The sequence below is a fragment of the Microbacterium sp. NPDC089190 genome, assembly GCF_040701795.1.
Lineage (GTDB): Bacteria > Actinomycetota > Actinomycetes > Actinomycetales > Microbacteriaceae > Microbacterium > Microbacterium galbum.
Genome location: NZ_JBFBHF010000002.1, coordinates 209,581 through 224,176, shown reverse-complemented (window position 1 = coordinate 224,176; position 14,596 = coordinate 209,581). Strand labels below are relative to the sequence as shown.

Sequence of the window (14,596 nt, the reverse complement as noted above, 5' to 3'; positions counted from 1 at the left end):
CAGGGCATCGTCGGAGGGCGACAGGGCGGACGCCTTCCGCTCAGGCGCTCTTGCCCGACTTCAGCATGTAGCCGAAGCCGCGCTTGGTCTGGATGAGCGGCTCGGAGGAGTGCGGGTCGATCTTGCGACGCAGGTACGAGATGTAGCTCTCGACGATGCCGGCGTCGCCGTTGAAGTCGTACTCCCAGACGTGGTCGAGGATCTGGGCCTTCGACAGCACGCGATTGGGGTTGAGCATGAGGTAACGCAGGAGCTTGAACTCCGTGGGGCTGAGGTCGATCGAGACGTCGCCGACGCTGACGTCGTGGGTGTCCTGGTCCATCGTCAGCTCGCCGGTGCGGATGATCGACTCCTCATCGGCCTGCATCGTGCGACGCAGGATCGCCTGGATGCGGGCGACGATCTCATCGAGGCTGAAGGGCTTGGTGACGTAGTCGTCGCCCCCGGCATTCAGCCCCTCGATCTTGTCCTCGGTCTCGTCCTTCGCGGTGAGGAAGAGGATGGGGGCGGTGTAGCCCGCACCCCGCAGCCGCTTGGTGACGCTGAAGCCGTTCATGTCGGGCAGCATTACGTCGAGCACGATGAGGTCGGGTTCTTCTTCGAGCACGGCCGAGATCGTCTGCGCGCCGTTGGCCACGGCTCGCACCTGGAAACCGGCGAAGCGCAGGCTCGTGATGAGCAGGTCGCGGATGTTCGGTTCGTCGTCCACGACGAGGATGCGAGGAGCTGTCATCCCCTCATTATCGTGATCCGACCCCGCAATGTCCTGGATATGGAACGGAAAGCCGCGTGCTGGTATGCGTCAGGCGGCCGCGGCGTCGATCCCGTCGGCATCCAGGATCGTGTAGGCGTAGCCCTGCTCGGCGAGGAAGCGCTGACGGTTCTGCGCGAAATCCTGGTCGACGGTGTCGCGCGCGATGAGGGTGTAGAAGCTCGCCGTGTGGTTCGACTGCTTGGGTCGCAGCAGACGTCCGAGGCGCTGCGCCTCCTCCTGCCGCGAGCCGAACGAGCCCGACACCTGGATCGCGACGGACGCCTCGGGGAGGTCGACCGAGAAGTTCGCCACCTTCGAGACGACGAGCAGCGGGATGCTGCCGTCGCGGAAGCCCTGGAACAGTTCCTCGCGCTCGGGGATCGGGGTGGCGCCGGTGATCTGCGGGGCGTTCAACGCCTCGGCGAGCTCGTCGATCTGATCGAGGTACTGCCCGATGACCAGCACGCGCTCACCCGGATGCCGCTGCACCAGGCGGCGCGTGACGTCGATCTTCGCGGGGGCGGTGGCGGCGAGGCGATAGCGATCCTCGTCGGCCGCGGCGGCGTATTCGAGGCGCTCGTCGGCCGGGAGGTCGATGCGCACCTCGTAGCAGGCGGCCGGGGAGATGAAGCCCTGGGCCTCGATCTCCTTCCACGGCGCGTCGAAGCGCTTGGGGCCGATGAGGCTGAACACGTCGCCCTCGCGTCCGTCCTCGCGCACGAGCGTCGCAGTGAGGCCGAGGCGGCGGCGCGCCTGCAGGTCGGCGGTGAGCTTGAAGACCGGGGCGGGGAGGAGGTGCACCTCGTCGTACAGCACGAGGCCCCAGTCGAGGGCGTCGAGCAGGGCGAGGTGGGCGTACTGGCCTTTCCGCTTGGCGGTGAGGATCTGGTACGTCGCGATGGTGACCGGCTTGATCTCCTTCACCTGACCGGAGTACTCGCCGATCTCGTCGGGGGTCAGGGTCGTGCGCCGCAGCAGCTCGTCGCGCCACTGACGGGCGCTGACGGTGTTGGTGACGAGGATGAGGGTCGTCGTGCGCGTGTCGGCCATCGCCCCCGCGCCCACGAGCGTCTTGCCGGCGCCGCAGGGGAGCACCACGACGCCGGACCCGCCCTCGGAGAACGAGTCCACCGCCTGACGCTGGTAGGGGCGCAGGCTCCAGCCGTCTTCGGCGAGGTCGATCGGGTGCGGGGTGCCGGGGGTGTATCCGGCGAGGTCTTCGGCGGGCCAGCCGATCTTCAACAGCTCTTGTTTGATGTGACCGCGTGCCCATGCGTCGACGAGGTAGCTGTCGGGGCTGGGATGCCCGATCAGCAGGGGAGCGATGCGCTTGTTGCGCGAGACCTCGCCGAGGACGGCGGCATCCGTCGACCGCAGGACGAGGGCGCCCTCGTCGTTGCGCTCGATGACGAGGCGCCCGTACCGGTTGACCGTCTCGCGGATGTCGGTGCTGACGGATGCGGGGACGGGGAAGCGCGACCACGTGTCGAGCGTCTCGAGCATCGCGTCGGCGTCGTGGCCGGCCGCGCGGGCGTTCCACAGGCCGAGCCGCGTGATCCGGTAGGTGTGGATGTGCTCGGGTGCGCGCTCGAGCTCGGCGAAGACCGCGAGCTCGTGCCGCGCCGTCTCCGCCTGGGGGTGCGCGACCTCGAGGAGGACGGTGCGGTCGCTCTGCACGATCAAGGGGCCGTCAGACATAGCGTTCGAGTCTACCGGGGTCGCGAGCAGCCCGGCGTCCCCTGGTCTCAGTCGACCGGGGCGACCCCGTCGATGTGCGAGAGGGGGAGCGTGCGCTCGACGTCGGCCGCGCGGTCGCGTCCGCGCAGGCGTCCGCCGCCGAGACCCGTCGCCTCGAGCCGGAACACGCGCGCCGATCCGTCGGGCAGCCGCACGGTCACGTCGACCACGGCGCGGGCGCGGACCGCGTGATCGAGCTCGCGCTCGAGCCACGCGGCATCGGAGTCCTGGGCGCCGTTGCGCAGGCGCTCCAGGAGCGGGGCGTAGAGCTCGTCGGGGTCGGCTGCCGGCTGCTCGGCGCCGGCGAGCTTCGCGCGCTCGAGAGCGCGGGGGCGGCCGTCGGCGTCGACGGCGACAGCGGGATAGTGCGCGTCTGTGAGGGCCCAGAAAACGACGTCGGCCGAGACGTGGGAGACGAGGTCGTCGCCGTCGTCGCGCGCCAGGGCGATCGAGCGCAACGACTGATCGACCTCCATCGAGCGTCGCAGGGTCTCGTCGTCGGTGGTCACCCGCGTGAGAGAGGTGTCGGCGTCGACGCCCACGCGCACGCGGCCGTGCTCGGCGGAGGTGCGTTCGATGACGTACGCGAGCGGCTGCGGCAGGCCCGTGAGGGAGATCTCGGTGAGGAAGCTCCGGAGCGACTCCGCGGTCTCGCCCGCGGTGATCGCCGCGCCCACCGTGCCGGCGCTGAAACGGTAGCTCGAGGCCTGGGCGCGGGACTCGCGCGCGGCCATCGTGCGCAGCCGTACGTCGAGGTGGGGCGCCAGGGGTCCCGGCGCGATCGCGGTCAAGTCGTTCTGCAGGTAGACGCGGTCGACTTCGGGGGGCAGCAGCTCTTTCAACGCGGAGGTGTCGAGCTCGCCGCCGGCCGCGAGGGGGGCCGCCCAGGGCGCCACGCGTCCCGCCGCGTCGAGCAGGCCCCAGCGCACCAGCCGCCGGATCCACAGCGTCGCGCGCTCGGGCCCCTCGGGGTCGAAGGGGGTGGCGTCGGCCCAGTGCTCGCTGGGGATCCAGCCTCCGTCATCCGCTCGATACGCGCGGGGGAGAGCATCGCGCAGGGCCACCGCCGTGCGGCTCCAGCGCTCGAGGGTCGGCAGGCGCAGCCATTCGCGGCCCCGGGGCGAAACGAGCCACGCCCGGTCGTTCGCGCCCAGGAGGCCGACGTCGGAGGCGAGGCCGACCAGCAGGTCCGCTTCGGCGGCGGTGGTCACCGCCCCCGCGTCGACGAGTCGTCGCCGCTCCGTCGCGCCGAGCGACCCCGACCCGATACGGCCGAGGGGGGACTCGAGCGTGAGCATGAGGATGTCGGCGACCGAGGCGGCGTTGGTGAAAGCGGCCTCCGCCGCTGCCGAGGCCGTCTCCGCGGCCGGGGCGGGCGCCGTCGCGGACGGGGCCGCGGGCAGTCCGTCGGGGAGCGCCTCGTGCACCGCGCTCGTGACCGTCGGGAACGGGATGCCGTCGTCGCCGACCAGGGCGCGCGCGATCAGCGCGTCGCGCGCGGCGCCGGTGGCCGGGCTGCCGGCGACGGCGTCGAGCAGCGCGATCGCCTCGTCGCGCGTCAGGGCGGGCAGCTCCCGAGCGACCGAGGCCGGATCGAGAAGCGCCTCGGCGGCGTCGAACATGTCGCGCCAGGCGCTCGAGGGAGCGACGTGCCGCCCCGTGAACAGGCGTGCGAGGGAGGCGTCGTCGCGCGCGCCCAACGAGACCGCCAGTGCGCGTTGTGCGGAGGTCTCGGGCACGTCAGCGGGCCTTGTTGGCCCGCGCCCTTCGGGCGAAGCTCATGATGAGCACGGCCAGCAGGCACACGAAGGCGACCGGTGGGGCGATGTAGACGATGACCCCGATCGTCGGCCAGATGCCCGAGCCCATGTCGGCTCCGGAGCTGGAGCCCACGATGATCGCGAAGAAGCACACGATCGACAGCACGAGGAGCCCCAGCGACATGAACGCCAGGATGCGGTCGATACGTCGGACGGGAACGTCGTCGCCCGGCGTGCTGCCGCCGGTGGTGCGGGTGCTCATCGCGCTCAGCCTACTGCCTGGCGCCGGTGTCGTAGGCTGGAAGACCGGGATCCGCTCGGTTCCCGCGTTCCGCCGCGCGTTCGCGCACATATCCAGCGAGGTGTCCATGCCCACCGGCAAGGTCAGGTTCTACGACGACGAGAAGGGCTTCGGCTTCATCAGCACCGATGACGGCCAGGACGTGTTCCTGCACGCCACGGCTCTGCCCGCCGGGACCCCCGCTCCCAAGGCCGGAACGCGCCTCGAGTTCGGCGTGGCCGACGGCAAGCGCGGACTGCAGGCGCTGTCGGTCCGCGTGCTGGACGCTCCGGTGAGCCTGTCGAAGCGGTCGCGCAAGCCGGCCGACGACATGGCGATCATCGTGGAGGACCTCGTGAAGCTCCTCGACGGCATCGGCGGTGACCTGCGTCGCGGTCGCTACCCCAGCGGCCCGCACGCCCAGAAGATCGCCGCGGTCCTGCGCAAGGTCGCCGATGACTTCGAAGCCTGAGCAGGGTGAGCCCTCGCCGGTCGCCGACGAGCGGCTGACCGGCGCGCACGATCTCGCCCTCGCGGCCCTGCACGAGATCACCGCGGCCGACACCGTCGGCCCCGCCGCGGGATACACCCTCGAAGACGACGGCGTCGTCTCGCTCCGTTTCCACACGCGCCTGTCGGGATACCCGGGGTGGTTCTGGACGGTGAGCGTGGCGGTCGTCGAGGACTCCGAGCCGACGGTGCTCGAGGTCGAGCTGCTCCCCGGAGACGGCGCGCTGCTCGCCCCCGACTGGGTGCCGTGGGCGACGCGACTGGCCGAGTACCAGGCGGCCCAGGCCGCTGCGGCGGCAGAGGATGCCGACGACGAAGCGGATGACGACGACGTCGACGACGAGCACGACGATTCCGATGACGACGACGACGAAGAAGAGGACGAGCCCAAGGCCCGCTTCCACGCGGGCGACCTCGACGGCGTGGACATCGACGAACTCGACGCGGACCACGCCCCCGACCATCGGGCGGACGGCGACGACGCGGATGGCGACGACGCGGATGACGACGACGACGACGCGGACGCGTACGACGACGATCATGACGACGATCGCGACGAGGGCGACCGCAGCTACTGACGCGCAGCCCCGAACGACGAAGGCCGCCCCGCGTGATGCGGGGCGGCCTTCGTCGTGACCGGCTCAGGCGCCGGGAAGGCGTTCGATCGTGTAGTCGATCGCGCCGATGAGGCGGCGGACGTCGTCGGGCTCGATCGAGACGAACGTCGCCACCCGCAGCTGGTTGCGGCCGAGCTTGCGGTAAGGCTCGGTGTCGACGATGCCGTTGGCGCGCAGGCTCTTCGCGATCGCCGCGGCGTCGATGCTCTCGTCGAAGTCGATCGTGACGACGACGGGGGAGCGGTCGGCCGGGTCGGCGACGAACGGGGTCGCGACCGTGCTGGCATCCGCCCAGTCGTACAGTGCCGCCGACGACTCCGCCGTTCGGCCGGCCGCCCACGACAGGCCGCCGTTGTCGAGGATCCAGCCGAGCTGCTCGTCGAGCAGGAGCAGGGTGGCCAGGGCCGGGGTGTTGAGGGTCTGCTGCAGGCGGGAGTTGTCGAGCGCGTTCTTCAGGCTCAGGAACTCGGGGATGTAGCGGTCGGATGCCGCGATGCCCTCGATGCGCTCGATCGCGGCCGGCGAGACGGCGGCGTACCACAGGCCCCCGTCGGAGCCGAGGTTCTTCTGCGGGGCGAAGTAGTAGACGTCGGCCTGCGTCACGTCGAAGTCGATGCCGCCCGCGGCGCTGGTCGCGTCGATCACGGTGAGCGCGCCGGCATCCGCCTGAACGCGCTGGACGGGCGCGGATACGCCCGTGGAGGTCTCGTTGTGCGGCCACGCGTACACGTCGACGCCCTCGACGGCCTCGGCGACCGTGCGGCTGCCCGGCTCGGCCTTGCGGACGTCGGGCGCCTGCAGCCAGGGGGCTGCGGCCGCGGAGGCGAACTTGCCGCCGAACTCGCCGAAGACGAGGTTCTGGCTGCGGTTCTCGATGAGACCGAAGGCCGCGGCATCCCAGAACGCGGTCGATCCGCCGTTGCCCAGGATGATCTCGTACCCCTCGGGGAGGCGGAACAGCTGCGCGAGGCGCTCGCGCGTGCTGGCGACGAGGTTCTTCACCGGCGCCTGGCGGTGCGAAGTGCCGAGGATCGACGCCCCGCGGGTGACGAGGGCCTCGAGCTGCGCACCGCGCACCTTCGAAGGGCCGCATCCGAAGCGGCCGTCGGCGGGCAGGAGGTCACTGGGCAGTTCCACGTGCGGCATGGGACCGATTCTAGGGTCCCGGTCCCGGCCCTCCGGTGCTCATGTCGGAGGGGGTCGGTAGGCTGGGAGGACCTGCCGCGCGACATCGAGGACTGCTGAATGACCGACCTGATCGACACCACCGAGATGTATCTGCGCACCATCCTGGAGCTCGAGGAGGAGAAGATCGTGCCGCTGCGCGCGCGCATCTCCGAGCGCCTCGGCCACTCGGGTCCGACGGTGTCGCAGACCGTGGGACGCATGGAGCGCGACGGCCTCGTGGTGGTGTCCGAGGACCGGCGCCTCGAGCTGACCTCCGACGGTCGTCAGAAGGCGGTCGACGTCATGCGCAAGCACCGTCTCGCCGAGCGGCTGCTGAGCGATGTCATCGGTCTCGACTGGGCCTACGTGCACGACGAGGCCTGCCGGTGGGAGCACGTCATGAGCGAGCAGGTCGAACGCCGGCTCGTCGAGCTGCTCGGCCACCCCACCGAGTCTCCCTACGGCAACCCGATCCCCGGTCTCGACCAGCTCGGCGACACCGCGAGCGCCACGTTCGACGACGGGGTCGTGGGTCTGGTGCGCAAGCTCACCGACGCGGGCGGTCCGATCTCGGGCACGGTCCGTCGGCTCGCCGAGCCGGCGCAGGTCGACCCCGAGCTCCTGCAGCAGCTGAAGGCGGCGGGGGTCCTGCCCGGAGCGCGCGGCGACTACCGCTTCAACGAGGGGTACGTGCTGGTGCAGATGGAAGGCGTCGACGAGGGGCTCGAACTCCCGGTCGAGGTCGCGTCGCACATCTTCCTCGTCGCCGAGAGCTGAGTCGACCGAGGCTGAGCCTTCGCCGGGCATCGGGCCGTCACTCGATGCAGAGCGTGACTTGTTCGTTATCTTCGGGTAGCCTCTGAGGGTCCACAGGCGAGAAGCCCGCCGTCGGACCCCTCGCGGTTTGCCTCATCGGCTCGTCGTCCGCAGAGGGTGAAGCCCGCACATCGTGCCCCCAACCATCGAGTGCTGACGAGCCAGCGTCCCAGACGCAGAGGCGCCGGAGGAACTTTGGCTGAACACAACGATCCCGCTGCGGACCTACCCGAGGTCCCCGCAACGGGTCCCACCCGCAAGAGCGCGCGCGCTGAGGTCGCTCGACCCACCCGCCGCCCGATGCAGTCCCGCTCCACGGCGACCGCACCCGTCGCCCGTACCGCTCCCGCCCCCACCGGCGCCGCCCGGCGGCGCGGGGTCAAGCCGCTGCGCAGCGCCGTGATCCTGTCGATGGTCGCAGGGCTCGTCGCCACCGTCGCGATCCCGGCGTACGCGGCCACGGTGCCCGCGGCCCAGACGATGTCGCTGCAGCAGATGTCGGCGCCCGACAACCAGTCGCTCGTCGTCGCGTCGGACGCGACGGCCGAGAGCCTCGACCGCAGCAGCTATTCCGCCACCACGGCGGAGGAGATCCAGAAGAAGAAGGACGAGGAGGCGGCTGCAGCCGCCGCGGCGGCAGCCGCGGAGCGGGCCCGCCAGTCGGCATCCACCGCCGGTTCGTCGGTCTCGAACATCGATCTCACGATGACCGCTCCCGGCTCGGGCGAGGTGCGCTGGCCGCTGACCAGCTACATCCTCGGCCGTGGTCTCTGGGACTCGGGCTACCACCAGGGCGTCGACCTGCTCGCCCCCGGCGGTCAGCCGATCTTCGCCGCCGCGGCGGGTGTCGTGAGCGTCTCGTCCGAGAGCTACGGCGGCTACGGCGTCGGCATCGTCATCGAGCACGTGATCAACGGCCAGAAGGTGTCGACCACCTACGGTCACATGACGTACGGCAGCCGTCAGGTGCAGGCGGGCCAGACCGTCGCCGCAGGCCAGCTGATCGGCCTCGTCGGCTCGACGGGCAGCTCGACCGCGAACCACCTGCACTTCGAGGTGCACATCAACGGCTCGGTCGTCGACCCCTACGCCTGGCTGCAGCAGAACGCGGGCTGACCTCCGTCGCGGAGATCGCGACCTGAAGCGGCGTGCCGGAGACGATCGTTCTCCGACACGCCGCTTCCTGTTTCCCCCCGCACCCGACCCCGGGCGTGTCGCAGTGGGTTAGCCTGTCAGCGACGTCGGAAGAACCGGAGGGAACGCCGATGAACACCAGCCCGCGCATCCGCACCATGGATGCGCTCGGGCTGCTCGTTCTTCGGCATCGTGTGTTCGGATGCCGCGGTTTCGCCGCGATCACCCAGGCGCTGTCTGCCTAGACAGCGCCTTTTTTCATACCCCTGCGCCTCAGCCGTCGTCGCGAGTCGAACATCCGAGAAGCCGTCTCGGCCATTCGAGAGGAAGCGGAATGCGCACACTGGTCCTGAACGCGGGCTACGAGCCCCTCGCGGTCGTGTCGTTCAAACGAGCGCTCGTGCTCGTCATGAACGAGAAGGCCACGGTCATCGAACGCATCGAGGAAGACCCCGTCTGGGCGGCGGCGGGAACCTACGACCGCCCGGCGGTGATCATCCTGACGCGATACGTCCGGGTGCCGGGGGCGCGTCAGGTGCCGGTCACGCGCCGCGGGGTCCTGCGGCGCGACGCGCACCGGTGCGGTTATTGCGGCAAGGCCGCGTCGACCATCGACCACGTGCTGCCGCGCTCTCGCGGCGGGAAGGACACGTGGGAGAACCTCGTGGCCTGCTGCCTGGCCTGCAACAACATCAAGGGCGATCGCACCCCGCAGGAGATGCGGTGGGAGCTGCGACTCGTGCCCGCGCCCCCGCGCGGCTCGTCGTGGACGGTGCGGGGCGTCGACAAGAGCGACCCGCGCTGGGAGCCGTACCTGGCGCTCGCCGCATGATCTGACGCGTGGGGGCCGTCGTCGAGGTCGAGCTCGCGCCCGGGCTCACCTCGGTGGCGGTGCCCGTGCGCGGCCGGAACGGTGCGGTCGCCGCGGCGGTGAACGTCTCGAGGCGCAGTGGGCGGCGTTCCCGTGCGACGGTGCTCGACCGCCTCGTGCCGACGGTGATCGGCGAGATCGCGGCGAGGGAGGCGGACCTCCGGTCGCTTTGGCGAGAACGGGGATCGTGCGGAGGCTCCGCCCGGCATCGCCCCTCACTCGCTAGAGTCGAAGAGTCGGCGCGATCGATTCCGCGACGACGTGGGGGAGTCTTCCGAGTCGAAGCTGTCCGCGTCCGCGAGAGCGCGTCGGTCGCCGCTCATCCGTGCGGTGTCACGCCCCGCGGAAGGACAGACCCCCCGATGACCTTCGACACGCCCACCCCCGAATCCCCCGTCGAGCGCACAGGGCTGATGGACTCGCCCCCCGAGGAACGGTTCGATCGCATCACGCGCCTCGCGCGCGAGCTCTTCGACGTCGACTACGCGCTCGTGAACATCGTCGACACCGACGAGGTCTACACGAAGTCGCAACCGGAGGGACCGCGCTTCGGCCGGTCGCCGCGCGAGGCGGTGTTCTGCGGCGAGACGGTCAAGCAGGATGGTCTGCTCGAGGTCGACGACGCGACCGCAGACGAGCGCTTCCGCGACATCGCGTCGGTCACGGAGTTCGGGATGCGCTTCTACGCGGGCTTCCCTCTGCGCACCGACGACGGCGATGCCGTGGGCACGCTGTGCCTGCTCGATTCCGACGCCCGGTCGTTGAGCGACGCGCAGCGGCGCAGCCTCGAGCAGCTCGGCCGCTGGGCCCAGGCGGAGGTGCGGCAGAGCGAGGCCGACGCGTCCGCCCCGGCCGCCCCCGCCGATCCGGCCGCTGCAGCGGGCCCGGCGACTGGACGGGAGAAGCGGGGCAGCGCCGACGGCGTGGGCCTGGCATCCCTCGCCATCCCGCACGGGGTCGTCAGCGGAGACAGCAGCGGCTGGCAGCAGGTGGGCGGACGGGTGGTGGTCACCCTCGCCGACGTGATGGGCAAGGGCGAGGCCGCCGGGGCCGTCGCCGACGCGCTGCTCGGAGCCCTGCAGGCCCGGCGCGACATGGACCCCGTGCAGGCGATGCTCTCGGTCGAGGACGAGGCCCGCGCCGACGGCCGCTACCGCGATGTGTTCGCGACCGTCTTCCATGCCGTCGTGGACGCCGCCTCCGGCACGGTCGACTTCGTCGACGCCGGTCACGGCCTGACCCTCGTGCTGCACGCCGACGGGACGAGCGAGAGGCTCGACTCGCGCAACCTCCCGCTCGGGCTGCGCCCGGCCGATGTGACCTGGGAGCCCGGTCACGTGCGGGTCGGTCGCGGCGACCTGCTCGTCAGCGTCTCGGATGGGGCGCTCGACGCCTACGACTCCACGCTCGAGAGTCTCCGCATGATCGGCGACGATCTGCGCGCCGCCGCCGACACCGGCGGGTTCTTCGACGAGCTCGCGCTGAAGGTCTCCACCCACGAGGTCGACGACGACGTCACCGCCGTCGTGCTGTCGGTGCACTGAGCACTCCGGATGCCGGGTCCTCGCGCGGCGCGAGGACCCGGCATCCGTCGTTGCGGCCTCAGCGTGGGATGACGGTGAACAGGAAGCGCTTGCGGACCATGACGAAGATGATCCCGATGACCGCCGCGTGGATGAGCGTCCCCTGCCAGAAGCTCCCGCGGTCCAGCCCCGGGATGTTCGCCACGGCGAGCACGAAGAACACGTGCACGATGAACACGTACAGGCTCGCCTGGCCGAGGGGGATCCAGAGCCAGCCCATGCTCTTCTCGATCGGCTTCCAGGCGACCGTCAGCACCGCGTAGGTGCACACCAGCACGAGCGGCAGGTCGAGCAGACGCCCCCACTCGAGGAAGATGCGCTGGTAGCCGGAGTCGTAGAGACCCGCGTAGAGGTCGGCCGGGAAGGGCACGGGGGTGAAGCCGTAGGTCTGCCCCGCCCACAGGTAGACCAGGATGCCGGCATAGCCGACCACGAAGACACCGACACCGATCTTGCCGGGCAGCGACGTGAGTGCGCGGATGATCCGGCGACGGTAGTACCCGATCACGAGGCCGTGCGTGAACAGCACCTGCCAGAGCGCGAGGGGGAACACCGCGTCGAACTGCGACGGAAGGCGCAGGACGTCGGGGGCGATGCCGTGCAGAACGTAGACGCCCCAGCTGAGAGCGAGCACGAGCCACCACAGGCGCCTCTTGATGAGCCACATCAACGCGGGATACGCCAGGCTCAGCACCACGAACAGACCCATGATGTTGAAGGGCCACGGGCCCATCTCGAGCAGGAGGAACTGCCGGACGGCGTACCACGGCGGCGGATAGTCGAGCAGGCGCTCGCCGTTGGGATAGAGGTCGTACACGCGTCCGCTGTCGCCGGAGCCTCCTTCGCCCGTCCCGCGATCGGTGAAGGTGGTCACTGCGGAGGCGTCGACGAAGGGGAGGAAGCCGATCGCGAAGACCAGCAGAATCACGGCCAGGGCGACGAGGTACTGCTTGCGCGCGCGTCCCCACGCCGCCACCGCCGCGCCCCACTCGCCCGCGCGGGCGACCGCCGCGGGGAACACCATGCCCAGCACGATGCCGCTGAGCAGCACGAACAACTCCGCCCCGGTGATCGCACCGATCGCCTTGAGCGAGGCGTAGGCGAACGGGCTCGTGACCTCGATGTGCGTCACGACCACCACCACGATGATGAAGCCGCGCACCATGTCGATGCGCAGGTCGCGGCTGGCCGAGGTGTCGTCGTAGCGCCATTTCGGCAGCGCGCGACCGATGATCCCGGATGCCAGGAACGCGACCGCGAGGACGGCTGCGCTGCCGGTGATCCAGTTCATCTCCTCGTTCGGATCCGCGCCCTGACGCACCTGCACCGTGGCGGCCACCCCCTGCTCGGGCGTGACGACATCGGAGACCGGTCCCCAGCGGATGAGGCCCGTCGAGAGCAGGTCGTCACGCAGCGCGGTGGCCAGCTCGCCGTTCGCCGTCGCGCGCCAGTCGACCTCGCGTCCACCGGCCTCGGCCTCTTCGCGGACCACCTCGAGCCAGGTGATCCCGGTGATGAGGGGGTGGTCGCCGAGCTCGGCGAGCACCTGCGTCCACCAGCCGCGCTTCACCGCCAGTTCGGAGTCGCCCTCGCGACCGAAGTCGTACAGCGCGCCGGTGTCGAGCAGGAGCTGCTTGCCCTGGCCGACGGCGAAGCGGTCGTAGAACGACGAGCGCTGACCGGTCGTGTAGCCCCATCTCTCGTCGAGCCGTGCGGCGACCTCGCCGTCCTCCGGGGCGGCGTTCTCCTCGAGCGGCACGTCGCGGCCGGCGGCGGCCGCCGCCTCGCCCTTGCCGAAGTAGTACAGCGACAGTCCCACGCGGTCGACGGAGTCGGCATCCGGGAAATACGGACCGTACGGGTCGTCGGCCTCGGTGAACAGCCCGTCGCCGTCGGTGTCGATCGCGACGCGGTCGCGCGCGGTGATGGCGTCGAGGCGGCCGTCGGCGCGTTCGAAGGGGTATCCGGCGCCGTAGGAGGGGCTCCACACCATCTCGGCGCCGGAGGTGCCGGCGTGCACGGCAGCGGCGACGTCGTCGAACGCGGCCACGTAGGCCGTGGGCTGCTGCCCCCACGACACCCACGAGCCGTTCATCTCGGGCGCGAAACGCACGAACTGCTCGGTGCCGTACTGCGAGTGGTAACGCTCGAGGCGCATGGTGAGCTCGGCCGCGTCGGCGTCGGTCAGGGTCTCGAGCTCGACCGAGGGCTCCAGGGTGAGCACCAGCGAGGCCCCCTGCCCGGCGACCTGCAGGGCGGCGTGCTGCCACTCCGAGATCGAACGCGCGTCGAGGGGGTACGACAGGCGCACGCTGTACATCGCCGGGGTCTCGCCGAGGCGGGTGCGGTAGCCGTCGGGTCCGTCGTCGCCCCAGTCGAGCTCGGGGCCGAAACGCACGCCGTCGGTCGCCGGGGCGGGCGGCGTCGCGGTCGGGGTGGCGGAGGGTGTGACGGATGCCCCGGGCGCGTCGGGGGTCGCGCGGGGATCCGGCGTCGAGGGTGCCGCGACCGTGCCGGATGCCGCCGAGGGCGCGGGTGCCGCGGCCAGGGCGGGGGAGACGCCGATCAGAAGGAGTGCGGCGGTGGCCCCCACGGCCGCCGCGATCCGTCGTCCCGCGTGCCTCACTCTCGTCTCGTCTCCAACGTCCAGACGTTCCGGTCGCCGTCGCGACGGAAGTCGACGTCGTCGACCCCCGCGTTGGCGAGGGCCAGGCCGCGGCCGCTCTCCTCGTCGGCATCCGCCATGCGCACCGATGCCAGGTCGAGCAGGGGAGGGTCGCCGTCGTCGCGGAAGGTCGCGACGAGCCGCTGCGCGTCGGCGAAGAGATCGAGGGTGAACCGGCGCTCGTCGGACTCGCCGCGCGAGTGCTCGACGATGTTGCCGGCGATCTCGATCACCGCCGTCTCGAAGCCGAACCGCGTCATGGGCGTCACCTCGCCCACCTCGTCCCACCACCCGGCGAGCAGGTCGAAGATGGCGTCGAGGCTCGCCGGGACGACGGCGGCGTCGAGGGAGCGGCGCGCCGCGGGCTCAGTCACGGAGGGCCTCGTCGACGCTCGGACGCGGACGCAGCACCCGGTCGAGGTTGGTGAGGCCGAGCACCATCGTGACCTGCTCGCTCGGGGCCGCGAGGCGCAGGTCGCCGCCGGCCTGGCGCGCCGTCTTCAGGCAGGCGACGAGCGCGCCGAGTCCCGACGAGTCGACGAACTCGGTCTCCGAGAGGTCCACGACCACGATGTCGCCCTTCCCTCGGGTGATCTCGGCGGTGACCGTTTCGCGGAACGACTTCGCCGACACCATGGTCAGACGGCCGCGCGGCGTGACGACCGTTCCGTCGGGGCGGGAGTCGATGTCGACCTGGAGCAT

Annotated in this window: 14 protein-coding genes; 6 read left to right on the top strand and 8 right to left on the bottom strand. The window is 70.9% G+C overall.

Going from position 1 to position 14,596, the window contains the following annotated elements:
* Positions 1-40: 40 nt before the first annotated feature.
* From AB0230_RS06870 to AB0230_RS06855, 4 genes are all read right to left on the bottom strand, one after another.
* Positions 41-733: a response regulator transcription factor gene (locus AB0230_RS06870; protein ID WP_076676776.1), complete on the bottom strand. Its 693-nt coding sequence runs from the start codon at positions 731-733 to the stop codon at positions 41-43.
* Positions 734-802: 69 nt separating this feature from the next.
* Entirely contained in the window at positions 803-2,452 is a 1,650-nt protein-coding gene (locus AB0230_RS06865; RefSeq protein WP_315994774.1) for a DNA repair helicase XPB, read from the bottom strand.
* Between the two features lie 47 nt (positions 2,453-2,499).
* On the bottom strand, positions 2,500-4,230 hold the full coding sequence (locus AB0230_RS06860; RefSeq protein ID WP_366374767.1) for a helicase-associated domain-containing protein: 1,731 nt from the start codon (positions 4,228-4,230) through the stop codon (positions 2,500-2,502).
* Position 4,231: 1 nt separating this feature from the next.
* Positions 4,232-4,513, bottom strand: coding sequence for a multidrug ABC transporter ATPase (locus tag AB0230_RS06855; protein ID WP_315994772.1), 282 nt, complete (start codon positions 4,511-4,513; stop codon positions 4,232-4,234).
* Between the two features lie 106 nt (positions 4,514-4,619).
* Here AB0230_RS06855 and AB0230_RS06850 point away from each other — a divergent pair, with 106 nt between their 5' ends.
* Together AB0230_RS06850 and AB0230_RS06845 are read left to right on the top strand one after the other, a co-directional pair.
* On the top strand, positions 4,620-5,003 hold the full coding sequence (locus AB0230_RS06850; protein WP_307454093.1) for a cold-shock protein: 384 nt from the start codon (positions 4,620-4,622) through the stop codon (positions 5,001-5,003).
* Positions 4,987-5,619: a DUF3027 domain-containing protein gene (locus AB0230_RS06845; RefSeq protein WP_366374765.1), complete on the top strand. Its 633-nt coding sequence runs from the start codon at positions 4,987-4,989 to the stop codon at positions 5,617-5,619. The genes AB0230_RS06850 and AB0230_RS06845 overlap by 17 nt, the downstream gene beginning before the upstream one ends.
* 63 nt (positions 5,620-5,682) lie before the next feature.
* Here AB0230_RS06845 and serC read toward each other — a convergent pair whose 3' ends face one another.
* Complete coding sequence (gene serC, locus AB0230_RS06840; RefSeq protein ID WP_366374763.1) at positions 5,683-6,804, bottom strand: phosphoserine transaminase; 1,122 nt, start codon at positions 6,802-6,804, stop codon at positions 5,683-5,685.
* Positions 6,805-6,903: 99 nt separating this feature from the next.
* Here serC and AB0230_RS06835 point away from each other — a divergent pair, with 99 nt between their 5' ends.
* The 4 genes from AB0230_RS06835 (at position 6,904) to AB0230_RS06820 (ending at position 11,190) form a co-directional block, all read left to right on the top strand.
* Positions 6,904-7,602, top strand: coding sequence for a metal-dependent transcriptional regulator (locus AB0230_RS06835; RefSeq protein WP_315994769.1), 699 nt, complete (start codon positions 6,904-6,906; stop codon positions 7,600-7,602).
* A 339-nt stretch (positions 7,603-7,941) separates the two neighbouring features.
* Positions 7,942-8,757 carry a M23 family metallopeptidase gene (locus tag AB0230_RS06830; protein ID WP_315994768.1) on the top strand — a complete coding sequence of 272 codons (816 nt, stop codon included), beginning with the start codon at positions 7,942-7,944 and terminating at the stop codon, positions 8,755-8,757.
* Between the two features lie 352 nt (positions 8,758-9,109).
* Entirely contained in the window at positions 9,110-9,607 is a 498-nt protein-coding gene (locus tag AB0230_RS06825) for an HNH endonuclease (RefSeq protein WP_315994767.1), read from the top strand.
* Between the two features lie 401 nt (positions 9,608-10,008).
* The gene (locus AB0230_RS06820) at positions 10,009-11,190 is read left to right on the top strand and encodes a GAF domain-containing SpoIIE family protein phosphatase (protein ID WP_366374760.1); all 1,182 of its coding nucleotides are present in this window, start codon (positions 10,009-10,011) and stop codon (positions 11,188-11,190) included.
* 58 nt (positions 11,191-11,248) lie between these two features.
* On the opposite strand, the gene opgC is transcribed toward AB0230_RS06820, so the two are convergent.
* Genes opgC through AB0230_RS06805 form a run of 3 tightly spaced genes read right to left on the bottom strand, consistent with a single transcriptional unit; the run spans position 11,249 to position 14,596 of the window.
* A complete protein-coding gene (opgC, locus tag AB0230_RS06815) occupies positions 11,249-13,855 on the bottom strand; it encodes an OpgC domain-containing protein (RefSeq protein ID WP_366374758.1) in 2,607 nt (868 codons plus the stop codon).
* Complete coding sequence (locus tag AB0230_RS06810) at positions 13,852-14,268, bottom strand: ATP-binding protein (RefSeq protein WP_315994764.1); 417 nt, start codon at positions 14,266-14,268, stop codon at positions 13,852-13,854. Before AB0230_RS06810 ends, opgC begins: the two co-directional genes overlap by 4 nt.
* On the bottom strand, positions 14,261-14,596 hold the full coding sequence (locus AB0230_RS06805; protein ID WP_315994763.1) for an STAS domain-containing protein: 336 nt from the start codon (positions 14,594-14,596) through the stop codon (positions 14,261-14,263). The genes AB0230_RS06810 and AB0230_RS06805 overlap by 8 nt, the downstream gene beginning before the upstream one ends.

Excerpts from the sequence above, each read along its gene's own strand:
- AB0230_RS06870 (WP_076676776.1), bottom strand. The coding sequence starts at position 733 with ATGACAGCTCCTCGCATCCTCGTCGTGGACGACGAACCGAACATCCGC.
- AB0230_RS06865 (WP_315994774.1), bottom strand. The coding sequence starts at position 2,452 with ATGTCTGACGGCCCCTTGATCGTGCAGAGCGACCGCACCGTCCTCCTC.
- AB0230_RS06855 (WP_315994772.1), bottom strand. The coding sequence starts at position 4,513 with ATGAGCACCCGCACCACCGGCGGCAGCACGCCGGGCGACGACGTTCCC.
- AB0230_RS06850 (WP_307454093.1), top strand. The coding sequence starts at position 4,620 with ATGCCCACCGGCAAGGTCAGGTTCTACGACGACGAGAAGGGCTTCGGC.
- AB0230_RS06845 (WP_366374765.1), top strand. The coding sequence starts at position 4,987 with ATGACTTCGAAGCCTGAGCAGGGTGAGCCCTCGCCGGTCGCCGACGAG.
- serC (WP_366374763.1), bottom strand. The coding sequence starts at position 6,804 with ATGCCGCACGTGGAACTGCCCAGTGACCTCCTGCCCGCCGACGGCCGC.
- AB0230_RS06835 (WP_315994769.1), top strand. The coding sequence starts at position 6,904 with ATGACCGACCTGATCGACACCACCGAGATGTATCTGCGCACCATCCTG.
- AB0230_RS06830 (WP_315994768.1), top strand. The coding sequence starts at position 7,942 with ATGCAGTCCCGCTCCACGGCGACCGCACCCGTCGCCCGTACCGCTCCC.
- AB0230_RS06825 (WP_315994767.1), top strand. The coding sequence starts at position 9,110 with ATGCGCACACTGGTCCTGAACGCGGGCTACGAGCCCCTCGCGGTCGTG.
- AB0230_RS06820 (WP_366374760.1), top strand. The coding sequence starts at position 10,009 with ATGACCTTCGACACGCCCACCCCCGAATCCCCCGTCGAGCGCACAGGG.
- AB0230_RS06805 (WP_315994763.1), bottom strand. The coding sequence starts at position 14,596 with ATGCTCCAGGTCGACATCGACTCCCGCCCCGACGGAACGGTCGTCACG.